The 17,614-nt window shown below is 69.7% G+C and carries 17 protein-coding genes; 10 read left to right on the forward strand and 7 right to left on the reverse strand.

What is annotated here, in order from left to right; all coding sequences use genetic code 11:
- Nucleotides 1-30 precede the first annotated feature (30 nt).
- From ACFRMN_RS24545 to folE, 5 genes are all read left to right on the forward strand, one after another.
- Nucleotides 31-1,161 carry a zinc-dependent metalloprotease gene (locus ACFRMN_RS24545; RefSeq protein ID WP_383022851.1) on the forward strand — a complete coding sequence of 377 codons (1,131 nt, stop codon included), beginning with the start codon at nucleotides 31-33 and terminating at the stop codon, nucleotides 1,159-1,161.
- Between the two features lie 187 nt (nucleotides 1,162-1,348).
- On the forward strand, nucleotides 1,349-2,377 hold the full coding sequence (gene tilS, locus ACFRMN_RS24550; protein WP_383022852.1) for a tRNA lysidine(34) synthetase TilS: 1,029 nt from the start codon (nucleotides 1,349-1,351) through the stop codon (nucleotides 2,375-2,377).
- A 77-nt stretch (nucleotides 2,378-2,454) separates the two neighbouring features.
- A complete protein-coding gene (gene hpt, locus ACFRMN_RS24555) occupies nucleotides 2,455-3,015 on the forward strand; it encodes a hypoxanthine phosphoribosyltransferase (RefSeq protein ID WP_030354476.1) in 561 nt (186 codons plus the stop codon).
- Nucleotides 3,016-3,264: 249 nt separating this feature from the next.
- Nucleotides 3,265-5,292, forward strand: coding sequence for an ATP-dependent zinc metalloprotease FtsH (gene ftsH / locus ACFRMN_RS24560; RefSeq protein WP_383022854.1), 2,028 nt, complete (start codon nucleotides 3,265-3,267; stop codon nucleotides 5,290-5,292).
- A 110-nt stretch (nucleotides 5,293-5,402) separates the two neighbouring features.
- The gene (gene folE / locus ACFRMN_RS24565) at nucleotides 5,403-6,008 is read left to right on the forward strand and encodes a GTP cyclohydrolase I FolE (RefSeq protein ID WP_129770978.1); all 606 of its coding nucleotides are present in this window, start codon (nucleotides 5,403-5,405) and stop codon (nucleotides 6,006-6,008) included.
- A 40-nt stretch (nucleotides 6,009-6,048) separates the two neighbouring features.
- Here folE and ACFRMN_RS24570 read toward each other — a convergent pair whose 3' ends face one another.
- From ACFRMN_RS24570 to ACFRMN_RS24595, 6 genes are all read right to left on the reverse strand, one after another.
- Nucleotides 6,049-6,540, reverse strand: a complete 492-nt coding sequence (locus ACFRMN_RS24570) for a DUF3180 domain-containing protein (RefSeq protein ID WP_365750419.1) — start codon at nucleotides 6,538-6,540, stop codon at nucleotides 6,049-6,051.
- Nucleotides 6,541-6,647: 107 nt separating this feature from the next.
- Complete coding sequence (gene folK, locus ACFRMN_RS24575) at nucleotides 6,648-7,262, reverse strand: 2-amino-4-hydroxy-6-hydroxymethyldihydropteridine diphosphokinase (RefSeq protein ID WP_383022856.1); 615 nt, start codon at nucleotides 7,260-7,262, stop codon at nucleotides 6,648-6,650.
- On the reverse strand, nucleotides 7,259-7,618 hold the full coding sequence (folB, locus tag ACFRMN_RS24580) for a dihydroneopterin aldolase (RefSeq protein WP_030354471.1): 360 nt from the start codon (nucleotides 7,616-7,618) through the stop codon (nucleotides 7,259-7,261). Before folB ends, folK begins: the two co-directional genes overlap by 4 nt.
- A gap of 189 nt (nucleotides 7,619-7,807) precedes the next feature.
- Nucleotides 7,808-8,266 carry a nuclear transport factor 2 family protein gene (locus tag ACFRMN_RS24585; protein WP_365750423.1) on the reverse strand — a complete coding sequence of 153 codons (459 nt, stop codon included), beginning with the start codon at nucleotides 8,264-8,266 and terminating at the stop codon, nucleotides 7,808-7,810.
- Nucleotides 8,263-9,123: a dihydropteroate synthase gene (gene folP / locus ACFRMN_RS24590; protein ID WP_383022858.1), complete on the reverse strand. Its 861-nt coding sequence runs from the start codon at nucleotides 9,121-9,123 to the stop codon at nucleotides 8,263-8,265. The genes ACFRMN_RS24585 and folP overlap by 4 nt, the downstream gene beginning before the upstream one ends.
- Before the next feature lie 105 nt (nucleotides 9,124-9,228).
- A complete protein-coding gene (locus ACFRMN_RS24595; RefSeq protein ID WP_383022860.1) occupies nucleotides 9,229-11,124 on the reverse strand; it encodes a phosphatidylglycerol lysyltransferase domain-containing protein in 1,896 nt (631 codons plus the stop codon).
- A 146-nt stretch (nucleotides 11,125-11,270) separates the two neighbouring features.
- On the opposite strand from ACFRMN_RS24595, the gene ACFRMN_RS24600 reads away from it, so the two are divergent.
- Complete coding sequence (locus ACFRMN_RS24600; protein ID WP_383022861.1) at nucleotides 11,271-12,383, forward strand: alpha/beta hydrolase; 1,113 nt, start codon at nucleotides 11,271-11,273, stop codon at nucleotides 12,381-12,383.
- A gap of 97 nt (nucleotides 12,384-12,480) precedes the next feature.
- Here the strand turns inward: ACFRMN_RS24600 and ACFRMN_RS24605 are convergent, their stop codons facing one another.
- Nucleotides 12,481-13,653: an ABC transporter ATP-binding protein gene (locus tag ACFRMN_RS24605; RefSeq protein ID WP_383022863.1), complete on the reverse strand. Its 1,173-nt coding sequence runs from the start codon at nucleotides 13,651-13,653 to the stop codon at nucleotides 12,481-12,483.
- 141 nt (nucleotides 13,654-13,794) lie between these two features.
- Here ACFRMN_RS24605 and ACFRMN_RS24610 point away from each other — a divergent pair, with 141 nt between their 5' ends.
- From ACFRMN_RS24610 to ACFRMN_RS24625, 4 genes are all read left to right on the forward strand, one after another.
- Nucleotides 13,795-14,571, forward strand: a complete 777-nt coding sequence (locus tag ACFRMN_RS24610; RefSeq protein ID WP_383022864.1) for an ABC transporter permease — start codon at nucleotides 13,795-13,797, stop codon at nucleotides 14,569-14,571.
- 2 nt (nucleotides 14,572-14,573) lie between these two features.
- Nucleotides 14,574-15,266: an ABC transporter permease gene (locus tag ACFRMN_RS24615; protein WP_383022866.1), complete on the forward strand. Its 693-nt coding sequence runs from the start codon at nucleotides 14,574-14,576 to the stop codon at nucleotides 15,264-15,266.
- 37 nt (nucleotides 15,267-15,303) lie between these two features.
- Complete coding sequence (locus tag ACFRMN_RS24620) at nucleotides 15,304-16,290, forward strand: ABC transporter substrate-binding protein (protein WP_383022868.1); 987 nt, start codon at nucleotides 15,304-15,306, stop codon at nucleotides 16,288-16,290.
- Nucleotides 16,291-16,443: 153 nt separating this feature from the next.
- Nucleotides 16,444-17,487 (forward strand): hypothetical protein, encoded by a 1,044-nt coding sequence (locus ACFRMN_RS24625; RefSeq protein ID WP_383022869.1) that lies wholly within the window; start codon nucleotides 16,444-16,446, stop codon nucleotides 17,485-17,487.
- The last annotated feature ends 127 nt before the right edge of the window (nucleotides 17,488-17,614 follow it).

Below are 17,614 nucleotides of genomic sequence, written 5' to 3' on the forward strand. Positions count from 1 at the left end.
CTCCCCGGGTCGAGCACGTACGGTTGACGCATGACGAGCATCGGTGGTGCCCAGATGGTCGACTGGAATCTCGCGGTAGCGACCGCGACCCGCCTCGTGCGGCCGGGACCGGAAGTGACCCGGGACGAGGCGCGAGAGATCGTCGCCGAGCTGCGGCGGCACGCGAAGTCCTCGGAGGAGCACGTCCGCGCGTACACGCGCATGGTTCCGGACGGCCATGAGCCGCCCGACACCCCCGTCCTGGTCGTGGACCGGGCCGGCTGGGTCAAGGCGAACGTGGCCGGATTCCGTGAGCTGCTGGGGCCCCTCCTGTCGAAGATGCAGGAGCGCCGTCCCGGCGGTCCCGGCGGCGCCGTGCTCGGCGCGGTCGGCGGCAAGGTGACCGGCGTGGAGCTGGGCATGCTGCTGTCGTTCATGTCGTCCCGCGTCCTCGGCCAGTACGAGACGTTCGCCCCCGCCACCCGCGATCTCCCCGCGGCCGCGAACGGCGGCGGCCGACTGCTGCTCGTGGCCCCCAACATCGTCCATGTCGAACGCGAACTGGACGTTCAGCCGCACGACTTCAGGCTCTGGGTCGCCCTCCACGAGGAGACCCACCGCACCCAGTTCACCGGCGTGCCCTGGCTGCGCGACCACCTCCAGGGCGAGATCCAGTCATTCCTCGACCAGACCGAGGTCGACCCGATGACCCTCGTCGAACGGCTCCGCGAAGCCGCGCAGTCGCTCGCCGGCGGGCGCCCGGAGGGCGAGGAGAACGAGGACGGCCGCAGCATCGTCGAACTGGTGCAGACCCCCGGGCAGCGCGAGATCCTTGGCCGGCTCACGGCCGTGATGTCCCTCCTCGAAGGGCACGCCGACTACGTGATGGACGGCGTCGGACCGGCCGTCGTGCCGTCGGTCGCCGAGATCCGCGAGAAGTTCCAGCAGCGCAGGGCCCGCGGCGCGGGCCGTCTCGACCAGGCGCTGCGCAAACTGCTGGGCCTCGACGCCAAGCTGCGCCAGTACCGGGACGGGGAGCGGTTCGTACGGGCCGTGGTCGAGGAGACCGGCATGGACGGCTTCAACCGGGTCTGGACCTCGCCGAACACCCTCCCCACGAAGGCGGAGATCGCTAAACCGGCGGACTGGATCGCGCGGGTGCACCGCAGGGCGGACTCCTGAGACGGGCGCGGCTCACGGCAGAAGTACGCCTCAGGTATCACCCATCCGAGGGACCGTGGGTGAGGGATAGGCGTGCAATGCTCGGGTAATGGCTCGGTTCTGTCACCATCGACGCACTCTGAGTGACGCTCTCCGTCCTTACTCCGACCGAGGCACCCCCCAAATAACATCACGAAGGGCACCGGATATGGGTCCCCATCCTGCGGTCGCGGCGATACGCCTGGCGGTCCGCCGCGTACTCCACGACGTTCTCACCGACCGGGCGGAGAACTTCTCCGCCATCTCGTCCGTCCCCGCCGGCGAGCCGCCGCTCGTGCTCGTCGCCTGCTCCGGCGGCGCCGACTCCATGGCGCTCGCCTCCGCCCTCGCCTTCGAGGCCCCCAAACTTTCCGTCCGCGCCGGAGCCGTCACCGTCGACCACGGCCTCCAGGCCGGCTCCGCCCTCCGCGCCGCCGAAGTCGTCACCCGACTCCGCGCCATGCGCCTGGACCCCGTCGAATCCGTCGCCGTGACCGTCGGCCGGGAGGGCGGGCCGGAGGCCGCCGCCCGTGACGCCCGCTACGCCGCCCTCGACGCCGCCGCGGAGCGCCACCGCGCCGTCGCTGTCCTGCTCGGCCACACCCGCGACGACCAGGCCGAGACCGTGCTGCTCGGGCTCGCCCGCGGCTCCGGCACCCGCTCGCTGTCCGGGATGGCCGCCGTCTCGGGGGCGGCCGGCCGCTACCGGCGCCCCTTCCTCCAACTCGACCGGCAGACCGCCCGCAAGGCCTGCCTGGTCCAGTCGATCCCCGTCTGGGACGACCCCCACAACACCGACCCCGCGTACACCCGTTCACGACTGCGCCAGGAAGGGCTGCCGGCCCTGGAGAAGGCGCTCGGCAAGGGCGTCGTCGAGGCCCTGGCCCGTACGGCACAGCTCTCCCGCGACGACGCCGACGCCCTGGACACCTGGGCCGCCACCGTCGAGGAGTCCGTACGGGACGATTCCGGGCAGTTGCGGTGCGCCAAGCTGTACGTCCTCCCGGCCGCCGTCCGCCGCCGCGTGCTGCGCCGGGCGGTCATCGCCGCGGGCGCCCCCGCGGGTTCGCTGTTCGCCCGTCACATCGAAGAGGTCGACCGCCTGATCACCGGCTGGCGCGGCCAGGGAGCCATCAACCTGCCCGGCCGCGTGGAGGCCCGGAGGCAGGGTGGCAGACTGGTCATCCGGCAGGGCTGAAGCGCTGATGCACTTACGGCTGTGTCTCCCGGGCCGCCAGTGCCTTGGCCCCGGACCCCCGGCCGACGACGAAAGTGATGCGGGTGGACGACAAGGACATGGGCAACGACCTCCAGTCGGTGCTCATTACCAAGGAAGAGATCGACGCGAAGCTGGCCGAACTGGCCGCGAAGATCGACGCGGAGTACGCGGGCAAGGACCTGCTTCTCGTCGGAGTCCTCAAGGGCGCCGTGATGGTCATGGCGGACCTGGCGCGGGCGCTGTCCACCCCCGTGACGATGGACTGGATGGCCGTCTCCTCGTACGGAGCGGGCACACAGTCCTCCGGCGTGGTCCGGATCCTCAAGGACCTGGACACCGACATCAAGGGCAAGCACGTACTGATCGTCGAGGACATCATCGACTCGGGTCTGACCCTGTCGTGGCTGCTCTCCAACCTCGGTTCGCGGGAGCCGGCCTCGCTCGAAGTCTGCACCCTGCTCCGTAAGCCGGATGCCGCAAAGGTCGCGATCGACGTCAAATGGATCGGCTTTGACATTCCCAATGAGTTTGTCGTGGGATATGGCCTGGATTACTCGGAAAAGTACCGCAACATGCCTTTTGTCGGGACGCTCGCTCCGCATGTGTACGGCGGTTAGCGCGCACGCGGCTAGAGCGCACCTCGGCGCACCTGAGCGCTCCGAAGAGCGGCGAAGTCCCAGGGAAAGGCTTCGCCGCGGCCGGGAACCCCAGACCCCCTCGCGCCGTTGGAGCATGGGAAGACGGGTTTGCCAGCCGTCCCGTGCGGTCGCGGGCCACAATGCTGGGGTACCGTCCGAAGAACAGTCTTTTCTCACAGCAGCATTTACCTACGGGCAGGAGGGACGGGGCGACTTCGCTCCGTATGGATGGACGTGAAGCGATACTTCCGTGGGCCGGTCATGTGGATCGTGCTGGCCGTCCTCGCCGTGGTCGTGTTGATGCAGGTCGTCGGCTCGTCGGGCGGCTACAAGACAGTGGACACCGGTCAGGTCGTCCAGGCGATCGACAAGAACCAGGCCGAGCAGGTCAGACTGACCACCGGCGACGAACAGATCATCAAGGTCGACCTCAAAAACGGCCAGAAGATCAACGGCAGCGACAAGATCCAGGCGAGCTATATCGGCAGCCAGGGTGCGACGCTGGCCAAGACGCTCCAGACCAAGTTCCAGAACGGCGACATCAGCAAGGGCTATACGGTCTCGCCGACGAAGCAGAGCCCGTTCGTCTCGGTGCTGCTCTCGCTGCTTCCCTTCGTCCTGATCGTCGTGGTCTTCCTGTTCCTGATGAATCAGATGCAGGGCGGCGGCTCCCGTGTCATGCAGTTCGGGAAGTCCAAGGCCAAGCTGATCACCAAGGACACCCCGAAGACGACCTTCGCCGATGTGGCCGGGTCCGACGAGGCGGTCGAGGAGCTCCACGAGATCAAGGAGTTCCTTCAGGAGCCGGCGAAGTTCCAGGCCGTCGGAGCCAAGATCCCGAAGGGCGTGCTGCTCTACGGCCCGCCCGGTACGGGCAAGACGCTGCTCGCCCGCGCGGTCGCGGGTGAGGCCGGGGTGCCCTTCTACTCGATCTCCGGGTCCGACTTCGTCGAGATGTTCGTCGGTGTCGGCGCCTCGCGTGTGCGTGACCTCTTCGAGCAGGCCAAGGCGAACGCCCCGGCGATCGTCTTCGTCGACGAGATCGACGCCGTCGGCCGGCACCGCGGTGCGGGTCTCGGCGGTGGCCACGACGAGCGCGAGCAGACGCTGAACCAGCTGCTCGTGGAGATGGACGGCTTCGACGTGAAGGGCGGCGTCATCCTGATCGCCGCCACGAACCGGCCCGACATCCTCGACCCCGCGCTGCTGCGCCCGGGCCGCTTCGACCGGCAGATCGCCGTCGACCGGCCGGACATGCAGGGCCGGCTGGAGATCCTGAAGGTCCACCAGAAGGGCAAGCCGGTCGCCCCGGACGTCGATCTGGGCGCTGTCGCCCGTCGTACGCCCGGCTTCACCGGCGCGGATCTGGCGAACGTGCTGAACGAAGCGGCGCTCCTGACGGCGCGCAGCGACAAGAAGCTGGTCGACAACCACTCCCTGGACGAGGCGATCGACCGCGTCGTGGCGGGCCCGCAGAAGCGGACCCGGATCATGTCCGAGAAGGAAAAGAAGATCACCGCGTACCACGAGGGCGGTCACGCCCTGGTCGCCGCGGCGTCTCCGAACTCCGACCCGGTGCACAAGATCACGATCCTGTCGCGCGGCCGGGCCCTGGGTTACACCATGGTCCTGCCCGACGAGGACAAGTACTCGACCACGCGCAACGAGATGCTGGACCAGCTCGCCTACATGATGGGCGGGCGCGCGGCCGAGGAACTGGTCTTCCATGACCCGACGACAGGCGCGGCCAACGACATCGAGAAGGCCACGGCCACGGCTCGGGCGATGGTCACGCAGTACGGCATGACCGAGCGGCTCGGCGCGATCAAGTTCGGCGGCGACAACACCGAACCGTTCCTCGGCCGGGAGATGGCGCATCAGCGCGATTACTCGGAAGAGGTCGCGGCGCTGGTCGACGAAGAGGTCAAGAAGCTCATCGAGACCGCGCACAACGAGGCGTGGGAGATTCTCGTCGAGAACCGCGACGTGCTCGACAATCTGGTCCTGGCGCTCCTGGAGAAGGAGACGCTGAACAAGGAACAGATCGCCGAGATCTTCTCGACCATCGTGAAGCGCCCGTCCCGTCCGGCATGGACCGGCTCCTCGCGTCGTACACCCTCGACGCGGCCGCCGGTGCTCTCGCCCAAGGAGCTGGCGCTGACCAATGGCGCCTCGGGCTCGAACGGCGGGATGCCCGCGGTGACGAGCGGCGAGACGCCCAACGAGGCGGTCCCCGAGGAGCGTCCCGAGAGCTGATCCGGGCGCCTCACCTGGCCCGGAATGGATGCCGCGCCCCCCAGGTTTTAGCCTGTGGGGGCGCGGCATTCGTTTGCCCGCCCACAGAACGGCACAGGAACGAGGCACACATGACCGACCCGGTGATGCTGGACGGGGAGAGCCCCATCCGCGAATTCGATGAGAAGCGGGCCGAGAATGCGGTGCGCGAGCTGCTGATCGCGGTCGGGGAGGACCCGGACCGCGAGGGCCTGCGGGCGACTCCGGGCCGGGTGGCGCGGGCGTACCGGGAGATATTCGCGGGGCTCTGGCAGACACCTGAAGAGGTGCTGACCACGACGTTCGACCTCGGCCACGACGAGATGGTCCTTGTGAAGGACATCGAAGTGATGTCTTCCTGTGAACATCACTTGGTGCCATTTGTCGGGGTTGCTCATGTTGGCTACATCCCGTCCTCGGACGGCAAGATCACCGGACTGTCCAAGCTGGCCAGGCTGGTGGATGTCTTCGCCCGCCGGCCGCAGGTCCAGGAACGGCTGACGACGCAGATCGCCGACTCGCTGATGGAGATTCTTGACCCGCGCGGGGTGATCGTGGTCGTCGAGTGCGAGCACATGTGCATGACCATGCGGGGCGTACGGAAGCCCGGTGCCAAGACGATCACTTCGGCCGTCCGTGGCCAGCTGCGCGTTCCGGCCACCCGCGCGGAGGCGATGAGTCTGATAATGGCCCGCTGAGCCGGGCCGTCCGAGCAGGGTCGTCCGAGGGCGCGGCCGTTCAGGCGGTGGGGCCCGCCGGGGCCGTGCCGTTTTTGTCGTGGTCCTCCGGGAGTTTGCAGACCCGCTCCAGGAAGAACGCCGCGACGATCACCGCGATGCCCGCCAGGACGGAGAAGGCCGCGTAGATGGCCTGGTCGCGGCGGGCGGGGATGTCGAGGGAGCCGAGCAGGAAGACGCCGGTGCCGCCGTACATGCCGGAGACGAGGGCCGCGACCAGGGCGCTGGCCTGGCCGAAGACGACCGCGCGGGCCGCCATCAGTGGGTTCACGCCCTGTGCGCCGGGGCGGCGCTCCCGCTGGGCCTTCAGCCTCGCGCGCAGCGAGAGGGCTGTCGCGGCCAGGACGACGGCGATCACCGCGAGCACGATCGGCGCCGCGAGGGGGACGCTCGGCAGCGTGCCGAAGGAGTCCCACAGGCGGGCGGCGCCCCAGGAGAGCACGCCTGCCACCACGAACAGGCCGGCGAGGACGCCGATCCGCAACTGCTTCACCGAGAAAGCCCTTCGCCTCGCTGTACCGACCCTCGCCGTACTGACCTGCGCCGTACTGACCTTCGCCGTACCGGCCCTCGCGGTACCGGCCCCGCTGACCCTAACCATTACTCGGGCAGGCGGAGTTCCAGATCGGTCCGGGTCTGGACACCACCGCGGTCGACGTCCGCCAGCAGTTCGGCGACCGGGCCATGGCCCGGGACCTGCGCCTCCGGCTCCACGTCGTGCCACGGAGCGAGGACGAAGGCGCGCTCGTGGACCCTGGGGTGGGGCAGGGTGAGCACCGGGTCGTCCGAGACGACGTCCGCGTACGCCACGATGTCCACGTCGATGGTGCGCGGACCGTAGCGCTCCTCGCGGACGCGGTCGAAGGCTTCCTCGATGGCCTGGCCGCGCTCCAGCAGTGAGGACGGCGGCAGCGTCGTCTTGATCACGACGACCGCGTTGAAGTAGGACGGCTGGGAGCCGGGCTCGACGCCCCAGGGCTCGGTCTCGTACACCGGGGAGACCGCTTTGACCCGCAGTCCCGGGGTGTCCTCCAGGGCGTCGATGGCCCCCTGGATCGTCTCCAGGCGGTTGCCGAGGTTGGAGCCGAGGGAGACCACGGCGCGTTTCGGGTTGGACAGCGTGGTGTCCGCGGCGTCGACCTGCGCGACCACGGAGGCGGGTACCGGCTGTACGGTCGGGTCGCCCTGGGGACCGTTGGCGGAAAACACACTCATACTCGGCTCCGGGTGATGGTGATGGTCACATCGTCGAAGGGGACGGTGATCGGGGCGTCCGGTTTGTGTACGACCACCTCGACCTCCTGGACGCCGTCGTGTTTCAGGCACTGCTGGGCGATCCGTTCCGCCAGCGTCTCGATCAGGTCGACCGGCTCTCCCTGGACGACCTCCACGACCTCTTCGGCCACGATCCCGTAGTGCACGGTCTTCGCCAGGTCGTCGTCGGCGGCCGCGGGGCGGGTGTCGAGGCCGAGCATCAGATCCACGATGAAGGTCTGGCCCTCCTCGCGCTCCCGGGGGAAGACGCCATGATGCCCGCGGGCCTTGAGGCCGCGCAGCGCGACACGATCCACGCGAATCACTCCTGCTGTCGTTGGTCGTCGGAGCACCCGGTCGGGTGCGGGCGGCCGGGTCCCCTGATTCGAATCTACCCGCGGGCACGGACAGTGCTCTCGTGCGGGGGTGAGGGACAGGTGCGGGCCTGCCCGGCGGCCACCCCTGCCCGGGTCCCGCCGATCGGCCCGCAGAGGCTGCCTACCCACTTACGCGGGTGTCTCGTCGTCCGTTTCCTCGTCGGTTTCGGCCAGAACCGGTGAGCCGTGATGTGACCAGATTTTCCACCCTTCGGGTGTGCGGCGGAAGACGTTGGTGGCGACGACCAACTGGCCGACGAGCGGTCCCAGCTCGCCGCTCTCCTCGGCGGGGCCGCCGCTGAGGATGTTCTCCGTGCAGGTCACCAGCGCGGTGTCGGCGCAGACCGACACCACGACATCGGTCAGGAAGAACTGGATGTACTCGGTGTTCGCCATGATCAGCGCGTACGAGCGGAGCACTTCGCCGCGGCCGGTGAGTACGGGCCAGCCCGGGTGGACGCAGGAGATCCCGTCGTCGTCGCCGTCCAGCCAGAGCGCGGACAGCGCGTCGAAGTCGCCGCGCTCCATGGCCTCGTAGAACGTGGTGTTGGCCACCTCGACCTGTTCGTTGTCCGTACGCGCGGTCACTGGGCTCCCTCGACGGCGCGGGCCACCCGTACCGCGTCGGCGGTCGCCCGTACCTCGTGGACGCGGACCGCCCAGGCGCCCTGGTGGGCGGCGATCGCGGAGACGGCCGCGGTGGCCGCGTCGCGCTCGCGGGCGGGCGGCGGGGAGCCCTCGCCGCCGGCGAGGACATGTCCGAGGAAGCGTTTACGGGAGGCCGCGACCAGAAGCGGCCGGCCCAGGGCGCGCAGCTCGGTGAGGTGCGCGAGGAGCGCGAGGTCGTGCTCGGCCTGCTTGGCGAAGCCGAGGCCGGGATCGATGACAAGCCGCTCGGGGGCGACGCCTCCGGCTATCACCGCGTCCATCCGGGCGCGCAGTTCGGCGACGACCTCCGCGACGACGTCGGTATAGGCGGCGCGGCTGTTCATCCGCTCGCTGAAGCCGCGCCAGTGCATCACCACGAAGGGCACCTCCGCGGCGGCGACGGTGGGCACCATGGCCGGGTCCGCGAGTCCGCCGCTGACGTCATTGACCAGCGCGGCGCCGGCCGCGACCGCCCGCTCGGCGACGGAGGCGCGCATGGTGTCGACGGAGACGGTGACGCCTTCGTCCGCGAGGCCGCGTACGACGGGGACCACACGCCTGAGTTCTTCGTCCTCGTCGACGCGGGTGGCGCCGGGCCTGGTCGACTCACCGCCGACGTCCACCAGGTCCGCGCCTTCGGTGACGAGGCCGAGGCCGTGCTTGATGGCGGCGGTGGTGTCGAACCAGCGGCCACCGTCGGAGAAGGAGTCGGGGGTCACATTGACGACTCCCATCACCGCACAGCGGTCCCACTCCGGCAGCCCCTCGACCGTGCCCCGCGCGCGCAACGTACTCATACGCCCACCCTAGGGGGTTTCCCCGGGGGCGGGCCGCCCGGCCGGATCCGCGCGACGGGCGCGTGACGGGCGCCGGAGCGGCCCTGGAGGCGGGCCGGACACGACCTATGCGGTACGGACCTCGTGGTCGGGCGGGCTCGCGATGTCGTGGGCGCAGGGGCGGGGGTTCCGGTCGCGGGTGAGCCGGCGCAGGGGGCGGGGCAGCGAGAGGGTGACGAAGCCTTCGGCCCGCATCGCGGCGAAGCCGATCCTGGGCAGTTCGCCGGTGCTGCGGAAGACCACGTAGCGCGGCTCCCAGCGTGGCTGGAACTTGGCGTTGAAGCGGTACAGCGACTCGATCTGGAACCAGCGGGAGAGAAAGACCAGCAGCCCCCGCCAGCCGCGCAGGACCGGTCCCGCGCCCAGCCGTTCACCGCGGGCGAGTGCCGAGCGGAACATCGCGAAGTTGAGGGAGACCCGTGCCACCCCGAGCGCGGGGGCGGCCCGCAGGGAGGCGACGATCAGCAGTTCGTTCATGCCGGGGTCGGCGGAGCGGTCGCGGCGCATCAGGTCCAGGGACATCCCGTCCGTACCCCACGGGACGAAGTGGAGCAGGGCCTTCAGGTCGCCGTACGGGCCGGCCGCGTCCTGGCCGGGCCTGTGGGCCGTGGCGATCACGGAGTCGCCGTCCGCGGGGTCGCCGATCCGGCCGAGGGCCATGGAGAAGCCGCGTTCCGTGTCGGTGCCGCGCCAGTCGTCGGCGGCGCGGCGGATTCTGGCCAGTTCGCCGTCGGAGAGATCACGGACGCGCCGTACCCGCGTTTCGTAGCCGGCGCGCTCGATGCGCGTCACCATCTGGCGTACGTTCCGCATGGCGCGTCCGTGCAGGGAGAAATCCGGCACGTCCACCACCGCCTCGTCGCCCAGCTCCAGCGCGTCGAGTCCGGTCTCGCGGGTCCAGACCTCGCCGCCCGTCTCGCTGCAGCCCATGACGGCGGGGGTCCAGGAATGGGCCTTGGCCTCGTCCATGAAGCGTTCGATGGCGCCGGGCCAGGCCTCGACATCGCCGATCGGGTCGCCGCTGGCGAGCATCACCCCGGAGACGACGCGGTAGCAGACGGCGGCCTTGCCGCTGGGGGAGAAGACCACGCCCTTGTCGCGGCGGAGGGCGAAGTGGCCGAGGGAGTCACGGCCGCCGTGCCGGGCGAGCAGGGCGCGCAGCCGCCGTTCGTCGTCCTCGGTGAGGCGGGCGGCGGGGTGTTCGGGGCGGAAGGCGAGATAGCCGGTGGTGAGGGCGGTGAGCAGGCCGAGCGCGCCGAGGGAGTCGCCGACGGTGCCGCTCACGACGCCGCTGTAGTCGATGGGCCCGTCGAGGCCGAAGAGGCCGTACAGCACATGTTCGAGCCGTTCGGCGAGGCTGGGGTTGCCGACGGTCCGGTGCGGATGGACGCTCACGATGATCAGCCCGAGGCCGATGGAGCCCGCGCCCATGAGGAAGAAGTTGGCCAGCGCCTTCCAGCGGCTGCGCGGGTCGGGCAGGGCGGCGAACTCGGCGCGGTGGCGGAGCAGCGGGGCGAGCAGCACCAGCGAGAGCAGGGCGCCGACGAGCGAGTGCCGGTAGCCGAACTGCGCCACGGTGCCCGCGGGCAGCAGCACGACCGCGGCCCGCCAGGCGCGGCGCTTACGGCGTTTCAGGCCGTGCGCGAGCAGCAGGAGGAGTACGCCGGCGCTGAGGGAGAGCGCGGCGGACAGGGGGCCGAGCGCCCCCGGCAGCACCTCGGCGAAGGTGTGCATCCGGCTGTGGCGGAAGCGGGGGAAGACCCCGGCGGCGATGTCCATCAGCCCGACGAGGGTGCAGGCGGTGCCGACCAGCGCGGGGACGGATTCGGGGCGCGGGCCGCGGAACAGACGCCGGGTCCGCCGGAACGGACGGCGTGTCAGTGGCTTGGGAGGTATGCCCGTGTTGTGCTGTGACCGACCCGGAACCAATCCTGAATTATCCCCATCCAACGTCACAGACATCGCTTCCCGTGGTTCCGCGAGAGAGTGTGGTGCCCGTCTCCGCTTCTTCTTCGCGGGCCGGACATTTCGCGACCTCTAGGACGGGGCTTTCGAGGGTCGGGTTCCTCAGCGTTTCGGAAAATCTCACAGGAGAAAGCTCGGTCGACATGGGTCTTACCAGCCGTAAAGTCCTGGCCTTGGCCGTCCTGCTGGCTGTTGCGCTTTTCGTCGTGACCATCTGGCTCTGGCCGCGTCTGTCGCGCGGTACGCCGCGTGTCGTGCTCGGCCGGATCGGACTGCTGTTCGCCACGCAAGTGGCGGTGTTCATGGCGGTCGGTCTCGTCGCCAACAACTCCTTCCTCTTCTACGGTTCGTGGTCCGACCTGTTCGGGCGCAAGCAGGACCTGGGGGCGGTGGTCGACCACTCGGCGAGCGGCAATCACGTGACGGTGATGGACACACAGCGGACGCCCACGCCCGGCGGTTCGGTGCCCTCGGTGGCCGGCCAGGTCCAGAGGATCGTCGTCAGCGGCCCGAAGTCCGGGATCGACAGCACCGCGTATGTCTATCTGCCGCCGGAGTACTTCCGGCAGGGATTCGCGCACCGGACCTTCCCGGTCGCCGTGGTGCTCACCGGCTATCCGGGGATGGCGGAGAACCTGATCAAGGGGTTGAACTATCCGAAGACCGCCTGGCAGCTGGCCAAGGACGGCAAGATGCAGCCGATGGTGCTGGTGATGCTGAGGCCCACCGTGGCGCCGCCGAGGGACACCGAGTGCGTGGACATCCCCCGCGGGCCGCAGACGGAGACGTTCTTCGCCAAGGACCTGCCGCTGGCGGTGTCCCGGACGTACCGGGTGGGACGCGAGCCGAAGAGCTGGGGCATCATCGGCAATTCCACCGGCGGCTACTGCGCGCTGAAGATCGCCATGCACCATCCGGAGCGGTTCTCCGTGGGCGTCGGGCTCTCGGCGTACTACAAGGCGCCCGTCGACCCGACGACCGGTGATCTCTTCCGGGGCGACAAGCAGCTGCGGAACCGCTCCGATCTGCTGTGGAGCCTGGACAACCGGCCGCAGGGCCCTGTGTCCCTCCTGGTCACCTCGTCCAAGAAGGGTGAGGGAAATCTCAACGCCACACAGACGTTCATCAGCAAGGTCAAGGCGCCCTCGCACGTGTCGTCGATCATCCTCGACAGCGGCGGGCACAACTTCAACACCTGGCGCCGGGAGATCCCGCCGGCCCTGGAGTGGATGAGCGGGCGGCTCTACTCGAACTGACGCCTGCTGTCCGGGGCCCAGCTGTCCGACGCCCTGCTGTCTGATGACCTGCCGTCCGGTGCTCTGCCGGTCCGGGGCCCTGCCCTCGTGGCGGCCCTCAGACGGAGGCGACCGTGCTGACCGTCTCCAGCTCCACCTCCGTACGGGGGATGGCCTGCGCGTCCGCGTCGATCGACCTGCGCAGCGCCTCGTGCAGCCTGGCCGGGGTGAGGACCCCGAGGAAGCGCCCCGTCTCCTCCTTGTCGATCACCGCGATCCACCCCGCGTCGTGCTGGAGCATCGTGGCGAACGCCTGCTTCAGGGAGGCGCCGACCGGCAGCCATGCCTCCATCCGGCGGGCGTGCTCCCGTACGGTCCCGGAGGCGCCGGTCTGCTCGGTGGAGATCCAGCCGTGCAGATTGTCGGCGGAGTCCAGGACGACGGCCCAGCGCGCGCCCTCCTTGGCGAGCTTCGCCGCGGCGCGCCCCAGTGGGTCGTCGAGATGGACGACGGGCGGCTGTTCGAGGTCGCCCTCCTCGATGGAGGTGACGGAGAGCCGCTTCAGGCCCCGGTCCGCGCCGACGAAATCGGCGACGTACGGGGTGGCGGGCGTGCCGAGCACGGCGGCGGGGGCGTCGAACTGTTCGATCCTGCCCTGTCCGTAGACGGCGATACGGTCGCCGAGCCGGACCGCTTCCTCGATGTCGTGCGTGACAAACAGCACAGTTTTCCGGACCGCCGCCTGGAGCTTGAGGAACTCGCTCTGAAGGTGGTCGCGTACGACGGGGTCGACCGCGCCGAACGGCTCGTCCATCAGCAGGACGGGCGGGTCGGCCGCCAGGGCGCGGGCCACGCCGACGCGCTGGCGCTGGCCGCCGGAGAGCTGCTCGGGGTAGCGGTCGCCGTAGACGGACGGGTCGAGACCGACCAGGTCGAGGAGTTCGGCGGCGCGCCGGCGGCCCTTGTCGCGCTGCCAGCCGAGCAGATGCGGGACGGTCGCGGTGTTCTCCAGGACCGTCTTGTGCGGGAAGAGGCCGACCTGCTGGATGACATAGCCGATACGGCGCCTGAGCTGCACCGGGTCGATGGCGGATATGTCGTCACCGTCGAGGAATATCCGTCCCTCGGTCGGTTCGATGAGGCGGTTGACCATTTTCATGGTGGTGGTCTTGCCACAGCCGGACGGTCCGACGAGCGTGACCAGTTCGCCCTGGGGGACCTCGAAGGAGAGGTCGTCGACCGCGGTCGTGCCATCCGGGTACCGCTTGGTGACGTGCTCGAATCGGATCATGGTTCCCCATTGTGCGGCGTGTTGTGTGAAGGCCATGTTGCTGGAATGTGGCGGGCTTCCGCGAATGTCAGTGGTCGGGGTTAGGGTCGCCAGGACATAGAGCCAGACATACGTTCGGGAAGACGGGGGAGGCGGGGATGGATGAGTACGCAAGGGTGCCTGGCGGCCAACGACTGGATCTGCGGGGAATATCTCCGCTCCCGTAGCCAGGAGTTGATCGACGCCACGGTCCAGCATGTGTGGATCACCGCGGTTTCGGTCGCCATAGGGCTGCTGGTGGCATTTCCGCTGGCCCTGCTGGCGCGGAGCAGGCCGTCATTCGCCGGACCGGTGCTGGGGCTGACGACGCTGCTCTACACGATTCCGTCGCTGGCGATGTTCTCGCTGCTGCTGCCGCTCTTCGGGCTCTCCGCCGGTCTGGTGATCACCGGCCTGGTGCTCTACTCACTGACCATTCTCGTGCGGAACATCATCGCGGGGCTCGAATCGGTGCCGGAAGAGGCACGGGAGGCGGCCCGCGGGATGGGGTACGGACCGGGGCGGCTGCTCTGGGAGGTCGAGCTGCCCCTCGCGCTGCCCGCGCTGATGGCGGGCCTGCGCATAGCGACGGTGTCGACGGTCGCGCTGACCACGGTCGGGTCGATCGTCGGCCGGGGCGGGCTCGGCAATCTCATCGAGGACGCGCTGCCGAGCTTCTTCAAGGCACAGGTGCTGACGGCCTCGGTGCTGTGCGTGCTGCTCGCGGTCGTCGCCGATCTGCTGCTGCTCGGAGCGCAGCGGCTGCTGACGCCCTGGACCCGAATACGGCCGGCGCGCCCGTCCCATCGTGAAGCCGCGCGGACCGGGCCTGCCGGGCCTGCCGGGCCTGCCGGGCCCGCCGGGGCCGAGCCGGCCGATGCCGTGAAGGCGGTGGGCTGACCATGGGAGTTCTGGGAGAGGCGTTCGGCTGGCTGACGACCGGTGCCAACTGGTCCGGCGACAGCGGGGTGTGGCGGCGGCTGGAGGAGCACATATTCGTCAGCGGGGTCGCGCTCGCGCTGGCGTGTGCCATAGCCCTGCCCATAGCGCTCTATCTGGGGCATATCGGCAAGGGCGGCGCGCTCGCGATCAATATCTCCAATGTGGGCCGGGCGGTGCCGGTGTTCGCCGTGCTCGCCCTGTTCATGGTCTCGCCGCTGCGCAACTCGGGCTCGGTGCCCACGATCATCGCGCTGGTGCTCTTCGCCGTGCCGCCCCTGCTGACCAACGCCTACGTCGGGATGCGGGAGGTGGACAGCGCGGTCGTGGAGGCCGCCCGGGGGATGGGCATGTCCGGGCGCCAGCTCTTCCTGCGGGTGGAGCTGCCCCTCGCGTACCCGCTGATCATGACCGGGCTCCGCTCGGCCTCCGTGCAGGTGGTGGCCACCGCCACCATCGCGGCGATGGTGGGACAGGGCGGCCTCGGCCGGATCATCACCGCCGGCTTCAACACGTACAACACCCCGCAGGTGGTCGCGGGTGCGCTTCTCGTCGCGCTGCTCGCGCTGCTCGTCGAAGGCGTGCTGGTGGCGCTGGACCGGGTCATCGACCCGGCGCCCTCGCCCGCCGCCCGGCCCGCCCGTACGACCGTGTGACGACCGAACCTTTGGCTTCTTGGAGATGGTGAACCTCATGAGCAAGACCTCGCGCCTCGCGGGTGCCGTACTGGCAGTGGTGGCCCTGACCACCTCGCTCGCCGCGTGCGGCGGCGACAGCCTGGAGAAGGACAAGAGCGGATCCGCCGACTCCGGTTCCGGATCCGACTCGGGGAAGAAGGGCTCGCTCGTCATCGGCGCGGCGGCCTTCACGGAGTCCAAGGTGCTGGCGGAGCTGTACGCCCAGATCCTGGGCGACGCCGGCTACTCCACGTCCGTCACCACGGTGAAGAACCGTGAGCTGTACGAACCGTCCCTGGAGAAGGGCGAGATCGACGTGGTGCCCGAATACGCCGCGACGATCACGGAATTCCTCAACGCCAAGGTGAACGGCGCCAAGGCGGCCGAGGAGAAGCCGCTCGCGTCCAGTGACTCCGCCGCGACGGTCGCCGAGCTGAAGAAGCTCGCCGAGCCGCGCGGACTGAAGGTGCTGCCCGCCGGTCAGGCGGTTGACCAGAATGCCTTCGCGGTCACCAAGGAATTCGCCGAGAAGAACAAGCTGAAGACGCTTTCCGATCTTGGAAAGTCGAAGATCAAGGTGAAGATCGCGGCGGGTGACGAGTGCGAGGTACGGCCGTTCTGCGTGCCGGGCCTGAAGAAGACGTACGGCATCGACGTGGCGGGCATCGACCCCAAGGGCGTCGGCACCCCGCAGTCCAAGCAGGCCGTCAAGGACGGGGTTGACCAGCTGGTCCTGAGCACCACCACCGACGGCACGCTCGACAGTTTCGGACTCGTCGTGCTTGAGGACGACAAGAAGCTCCAGAACGCCGACAACGTACTGCCGGTGGTCAATGCCAAGGACGCCGGTTCGGCGGAGATAGCCGATGTCCTGGGCCAGTTGACCGACGCGCTGACGACGGACGATCTGGCGAAGTTGAACCTCAAGGTCGATGCCGAGCGTGCGAAGCCGGAGGATGTCGCCAAGGAGTACCTGGAGTCCAAAGGTCTGGTCAAGAAGTAGCGACCGGACGGCATCGGCGCGGTAACCGGCGCCAGGCAAAACGGAGTTCTGTAGAGGAAACAGGAGTGGAAGGGGAGGAAGGCCGGCAACGGGCCGGGAAAGATTGTCCGACCGGCCCCCCATTCGGTCTCCACGCACGGTAAATTTCAGGCCATGCCACGTGGACGCCACCGCCATTCCCCACCCCTCCACAAGCTTCTGCCGCCGACGGCGGTCGCCGGAGCCGCGGTTCTGTGTGCCGCGGGCGCCTGGTTCCTCGCGGAGCCCGTGGCGCTCCGCGGTCTGGTCGCGGTGGCGGCCGCCGCGGCGGTCACCGGCGGGGTCTTCATGCGTGGCTGGGACCGCGCCGCCGGGCGCCGGGTCGCCGAGCTGACGCGCGCGCGGGAGAGCGACGGCTGGAAGGCCGAGGAGCGCATAGCCGAACTGGAAGCCGACGCCGAGGAGTCGCGCGAGCTGCGCCTCAAGCTTGAGGCCAAACTGCGCTCCAAGCGGATCGAGCTGGCCGGACTGCGTGGTGAGCACGCCGCGCTGCTGCGCCGGTACGCCACCGCGGAGACCGAGCGCGCCACCGCGCTGGAGGGGCGGCGTCAGCTCGCCCTGGAGGCGGCGGCCGAGCCCAAGGCGCTGCCCGCCGGGGGCAGCACACCCACCAAGGCGGCGTTTGTCAGCGCCGCGCGGGCCCTGGACGAACTGCCGCGCAACGCCGCGGTCCAGCAGGCGAGGCGTACGGTCGAGGCGGCGCGTGCGCGCGATCTCGCGGAGCGGGCCACGGAGGCGGGGGAGTCGCGGGGGAAGCACACGGCGGCCGCCGGGGCTGAGCAGCACAGCCGCCCGTCGTCCGCCCTCCCCGCCACGCGCGTGCCCACGGCGTCCGCGATCGTCCCGTACGCCCCACAGGGCGGCCGTCCCGCGCGGCGGCCCGAGGGCGGCTTCGACTTCTTCGGTGCGCAGGCCGCCGCGCGGGACGCCCGCGGCGGGACCGGGAAGACGGACGCGGACGACACCGAGGAGCCCGCGTCGGCCGCCGAACTGGCGCGCGTCGAGCGGGAGGACCTGGCGGACGTGGTGGGCGAGGAAGCTCTCGCCGAGCGGCGCAGGGCCGAGGAGCGCGGTATCGGGCAGGTCATCGATCTGACCGTGCACGACGAGACCGAGCCGCTCGAACTGGAAGAGCTGCGCGACGCGATCAGCGGCTGACGCGGCTGACGCGGCAGATAGGGCAGATGGGGCAGATGGGGCACATGGGGCCGAGGCAGCTGACGCGGCCGATGACGAGGGGTTGTCGCTGAGCGAGGGAGCCGCCGGTCGCGACCCGGCCCCCTGA

The sequence above is a fragment of the Streptomyces sp. NPDC056835 genome, assembly GCF_042789485.1.
Taxonomy (GTDB): Bacteria; Actinomycetota; Actinomycetes; order Streptomycetales; family Streptomycetaceae; genus Streptomyces.